Source organism: Nostoc cycadae WK-1, from assembly GCF_002897135.1.
Taxonomy (GTDB): Bacteria; Cyanobacteriota; Cyanobacteriia; order Cyanobacteriales; family Nostocaceae; genus Nostoc_B.
Map to the genome: position 1 here is coordinate 508,832 of NZ_DF978421.1, position 5,274 is coordinate 514,105.

The following is a 5,274-nucleotide window of genomic DNA, read 5'->3' on the forward strand; positions in this document are numbered from 1 at the left end:
CTTTCAAGACTTAACGGGAAAAGTCAGATTATAGCTCAAGCTACTTTCATCGCTTATGTCTTTGCTCTTAAAAATCGCCAGATTAACAATGAATAATGCTCAAATACCCAAATTAGATACATCTGGCGATGCAATATGCTGACAAAATCCGAAATCTTTAATCAAGCGGGTTTTGGTAAATCTTGTGATGATAAAGAATGACTTGGTAATTTTGCTATGATTTCTAAGTTTGCAACTTGTTGTTGTAACCAGTTATTAAAAAAATCTCCCATAATTTGCAGACGTAATTGCTCGTTTAATTCTGGTTTAATGATTTCCTCAACGGCAATTATATGTACTCCTTTAGGTGTGACAATTGGTTTAAGAATTTGTGGTGGAGTAGCAGCAAAAACGGCTGCGGCAATTTCTGGTCTAAATTCTGCACGGTTGCGGATTCCTTGATAGCCACCAGCGCGACGAATTTCGGGATTTTCGATGTATTGACGGGCAATTTCTTGAAAACTAATTTCGCCTTCTTGCAAAGCATAAAATAGCTCTAAAGCCAAGTCTTCATCATCTAAAATAACTTCATAAGTTGCGGCTCCATAATATTCAAATTGCCGAGCATAAAAATATGGTTCAACTTTCTCCGCAAATAAATGCTCTGCCAATTTAGTAGATAAGATGTTAGCTTTAGCTATTTCTTCAAAATCATCTAGTGAGAGATGATGTTTTTCTAACCAAGCCCAAGTATCTTCTGCTCTCAGGAGTTTGTTAGCAAAACGTATACTATCTGCGGCTTGTTGTAGTTCTTCTACTTCGATTGTAATGCCAATTTTTTCAACTGTCTCTGCGATAATTTTTTGTGTAGCGATCGCATCCAATATACTAGGTATCTGGCAAGAGAGTTTGATGTAGTAAATAATGTCTTCAACAGCAATATTTAACGGCTTGGACATAATTATTTCCCTCCACTAATTCTGATTAGTGTTTTGTAGTCAGTATCGAAGTGAGCCGCATGTTTATATATGTTGGCTTGAGAGAGTTTTTCTTATCTCTATCTAGTGGAAGTTTCGTTGAATAATTAATATGTTTTGTTAGACATAAAAGTTCAGCAGGTATCTAATACCGTCTCACTTTAAGTTTGATACAAATAGACCGCAGGGGGCAGTGGGGAGAGGAAAAGAATGAAAAGTTCATAAATTTGTATCCTTTTTTTCGTGAAATGGTATAAGTATCATGAAGAAAATTAAAAGTAAAATTAGGGCGGACTATAAAAGTCTACCCTATGCAAAATCAAGATACATGATTGTATTTCAAAACAAAGTAGAAATAATAATTACAGTTCTAGTCCGCCTTTTTGCAATTTCTTAAATGGATCTAAGATAAAGTCAATGACACGACGCTGACGAATAATTACTTCGGCATTTGCTGTTTGACCAGGTGTTAAAATAATGCGTTTATCACCTGCTTGGATATAGTTTTTATCTAAAACAATATCCAATTCATAAGTTTCGATAGTGGCTTTGCCTTCGCTATCAGTTTGGACTTTCGAGCTAGGTGAAATCCAATGGACGCGCCCTTGCACAACTCCATAATCTTGGAAGGGATACGCATCAAATTTAACTTTGACGGGCATACCAACTTTCAAGAAGCCACTTTGTTGACTAGGCATTTGGGCTTTGATAATCAACTCACTATTTTTAGGTGCAATTTGAGCAACTATTTGTCCAGCTTCGACTACAGGGCCTGGTTTGGTCACAGGTAATTCAAAGATTGTGCCATCAATTGGCGATCGCACTACGCGCTGCTGTAGTTGCAGTTTGAATGAGGTAATCTGACTCTTGGTTTGGGCTATTTCCGATTGCAGGGTAGTAATTTGGTTCTGCATATCTTTGAGTTGTTCCTGACTTTTCAGCAGCGCCAGTCTCCCGGCTTGCACTACACCTTGATAGCTACTTTGCTGTTCTTCTAGGCGTAGTTTGGCTTGCTGAATATCTGCCCAAGCCTGACTCATGATGGATTGATAACGGCTAACTTCCTCCTTTAAACTTAATTTTGATTGTGTGAGTTCGGCGCTTGCTTGTTCTTGCAAGCGTTGACTTTCTTCCGCTGTCTTTTCTAATTCCACTACTTTAACTTGAGCGATCGCACCTTCGTTTAAAAGTTGACGATAGCGGTCAACTTCTGCGACATCTCGATTAAAACGACTTCGCGCTAATTTTTGGTCAATGTGTGTGGAATTAATTTTCTGTCTAGCCTGCTCAACAGTGGCGAGTTTTTCTAGTCTTTGCAAATTATAGCTGCTGATTTTGGCATCAAGGTTTTGCTGTGCTTGGTTAACTTGGGCAACTTTTTCTAAGGCTTGAGCTTGGTTTTGTTGTTCTTGAATATTAATCGCTAACATCAGTTGATTTTTGAGTAATTCCAACTGAGATAGCCGATTGATTGAGCCTTCGAGCTTAGTCTGAGTTTGTTGCAAATCTGTTTGCAATACATCAGAGTCTAGCTGCATTAAAACCTGTCCGGCTTTCACAGTTGCGCCTTCTTGGACATTGACAGCTTTGACTGCACCTGTAACCGGAACGCCTAATTTTTGCGTTGCACCTTTGGGTTCTAAACGCCCTCTGGCGGAGCCTGTTTCGTCTACTTTGGTCAGCATTGTCCAAGGGATAATAATGGCTGCAAAGGCGATGAGCAAGTACAACATTGAACGTGTCCAGAGCTTGGGTAAAGCGTCTAGAAGTTCTTCTGTACCGTAATACCAATCATTGATTTGGGCTAACTGTATTGACTCATCGACAACTACATCAGAGTCATCAAACTGGCGAAGTTCATCCTGCTGTTGAGTTAGTACAGATGAGGAATTGGGATAAGAGTTTGGCATAGGTAGTTCAACAGTTTACTGTTGAGTGGTAACTGTTTTTATGCAAATTTCCCAGATGCTCAATTTGTTTGCGCCAGTTGTTGCTGGTTGAGGTAAAAATAATGACCTTTTCTGGTAATTAATTCGTCGTGAGTACCGCTTTCGACTAATAAGCCACGATCTAATACCAGAATTAAGTCTGCGTGACGCACGGTGGAAAGGCGATGAGCAATGATTAAACTGGTGCGTCCTTTAAGAATGGTTGTCAGGTTATTTTGAATGATGCGTTCAGATTCAGCGTCAAGGTGACTGGTGGCTTCATCTAATAATAATAAACGCGGATTGCCCAATAATGCACGAGCGATCGCCAGACGTTGGCGCTGTCCGCCAGATAACATTCCTCCACCTTCACCAATTTGAGTTTCGTAACCCATTGGTAATTGTTTGATGAAGTCATCGGCTCCTGCTAAACGCGCCGCGTCGATAATTTCTTCTAAGGTGGCTTCTGGGTGAGCAATGCTGATATTTTCGCGGATTGTCCCGCCAAATAAAAAGGTGTCTTGGTCAACAACCCCAATTTGCGAACGTAGCGATCGCAAAGATATACTAGTCACATCGTGAGCGTCAATTAAAACTTTGCCATCTGTCGGCAGATATAGCCCCAAAATCAATTTAGATAAGGTAGTTTTGCCCGAACCACTCCGCCCTACTACAGCCACAGTTTGCTGGGGTTTAATTTCAAAACTGAGATTTTCTAAGACATTAATATCACTGTCTGGGCGATAGCGAAAAGTGACATTTTCAAACTTAATATGTCCCTGTAGCCTGGGTAAAATCTGCCGGGGTTGATGTTGTAAATCTTCTTCTGGTTCAGCTTCTAAAACATCATTAATTCGCTCAGTGGCAATCATCACTTCCTGCACTTGATTCCACAGCACAACCAGCCGCTGGAATGGGCGAATAATATTGCCCAACAGCATATTAAAAGCCACAAGTTGCCCGATGGTTAGTTGGTTTTGAATGACCAACCATGCCCCAAACCAAAGTAATCCTGTACTTACAACTGATTCAATTGTCGCGCTAAAAATTTGTAGTTGATTGCCGACAATTTGTCCACTAAATGTCTTTTTAATCAAATTATTTAGCAGTTCTTCCCAATGCCAACGCACTGTTTGTTCAATCGCCATTGAGCGAATCGAACGAATCCCCGTTAAGGATTGAATTAAATAACTATTTTCGTTGGCTGTGGCATTAAATACCTCACGACTAATTCGGCGTAAAAATGGCGTAGCCACAAGTGCCAACAGCATAAACGGCGGCACAATACATAAGCTGAGTAAAGCCATTGATGGGCTATACCAAAACATCAACCCGACATAAATAAATACTGTGAGCAAATCTAAGATGATTGATAATGCTTCCCCAGTCAGAAAACGCTGAATTTTTTGATTTTCTTGCACCCGCGAAACAATATCACCCACATAACGAGATTCAAAAAAAGCCAGAGGTAAACGGAAAGTATGTTTGATAAAACCTACTAATAGAGATAAGCTGATGCGATTAGCTGTGTGATCTAAAAGATATTGCCGCAGTCCGTTAATAGCGACGCGAAACAATCCAAAAATTAGCAAGCCTAAACCTATAGCGTTTAAAGTGAGGGTGCTACCTTGGACAATTACTCTGTCTAAAAGTAGCTGAGTAAATAAAGGTGTAACTAATCCAAATACTTGAATGAACACCGAAGCGGTGAATACCTCCAGCAGCACTTGCCAGTGTGGTTTAACTAAATCAAAAAACTGCCAAAATTGGATATTTTCTGCTTCAGTTTCTTTGAGTAAGGTTGTGGGTTGGAGTAACAAGGCGTAACCAGTCCAACCGGCTTTAAATTCGCCTATGGTAAGAGTGCGTTGTCCAACAGCCGGATCACCAATAATTACCTTTTTTTTGGTAATTTCATAAACAACGACGTAATGTTTACCTTCCCAGTGGGCGATCGCCGGTAAAGTTTGTTGTGCTAATTTATCCAAGCTGGCTTTTACTGGACGCGTCGCAAAACCAACACTCTCGGCTGCGGTTGTCAAACCTCGCAAAGAAGCCCCACCACGGCTGACATTAGCTAACTCTCGCAGTCGATTGATACTCAAGCGCTTACCCCAGTAGCGGCCGATCATCACCAAACAAGCTGCACCACAATCTGCGGCACTTTGCTGTTCAAAAAAGGGATATCGCTGCGTTAAACGTCCCCACAGATGACTCGCCCTTACCGTCGGGTTAGGAAAGTAAGCTTGACGCGGTTTCTTACGCTTCGGCGGCGCTAGGGACTGAGAAATTCCTTCCCTCCCCTCCCCCCCCCCCCCCCCCCCCCCCCTCCTCTCCCCCTCCCCCCCCCCCCCCCCCCCCCCCCCCCTCCCCCTCCCCCCCCCCCCCCC

General features: G+C 41.8%; 3 protein-coding genes. All 3 read right to left on the reverse strand.

What is annotated here, in order from left to right:
• Positions 1 to 161 precede the first annotated feature (161 nt).
• A complete protein-coding gene (locus NCWK1_RS02080) occupies positions 162 to 938 on the reverse strand; it encodes a peptidylprolyl isomerase (protein ID WP_096581795.1) in 777 nt (258 codons plus the stop codon).
• Positions 939 to 1,318: 380 nt separating this feature from the next.
• The gene (locus tag NCWK1_RS02085; protein WP_103123535.1) at positions 1,319 to 2,866 is read right to left on the reverse strand and encodes a beta-barrel domain-containing protein; all 1,548 of its coding nucleotides are present in this window, start codon (positions 2,864 to 2,866) and stop codon (positions 1,319 to 1,321) included.
• Positions 2,867 to 2,925: 59 nt separating this feature from the next.
• Entirely contained in the window at positions 2,926 to 5,016 is a 2,091-nt protein-coding gene (locus tag NCWK1_RS02090) for a peptidase domain-containing ABC transporter (RefSeq protein ID WP_422730831.1), read from the reverse strand.
• Positions 5,017 to 5,274 lie beyond the last annotated feature (258 nt).

Bases quoted from the DNA above. Each gene is read 5' to 3' on its own strand.
- NCWK1_RS02090 (WP_422730831.1), bottom strand. From the start codon at position 5,016: ATGATCGGCCGCTACTGGGGTAAGCGCTTGAGTATCAATCGACTGCGA.
- NCWK1_RS02080 (WP_096581795.1), bottom strand. From the start codon at position 938: ATGTCCAAGCCGTTAAATATTGCTGTTGAAGACATTATTTACTACATC.
- NCWK1_RS02085 (WP_103123535.1), bottom strand. From the start codon at position 2,866: ATGCCAAACTCTTATCCCAATTCCTCATCTGTACTAACTCAACAGCAG.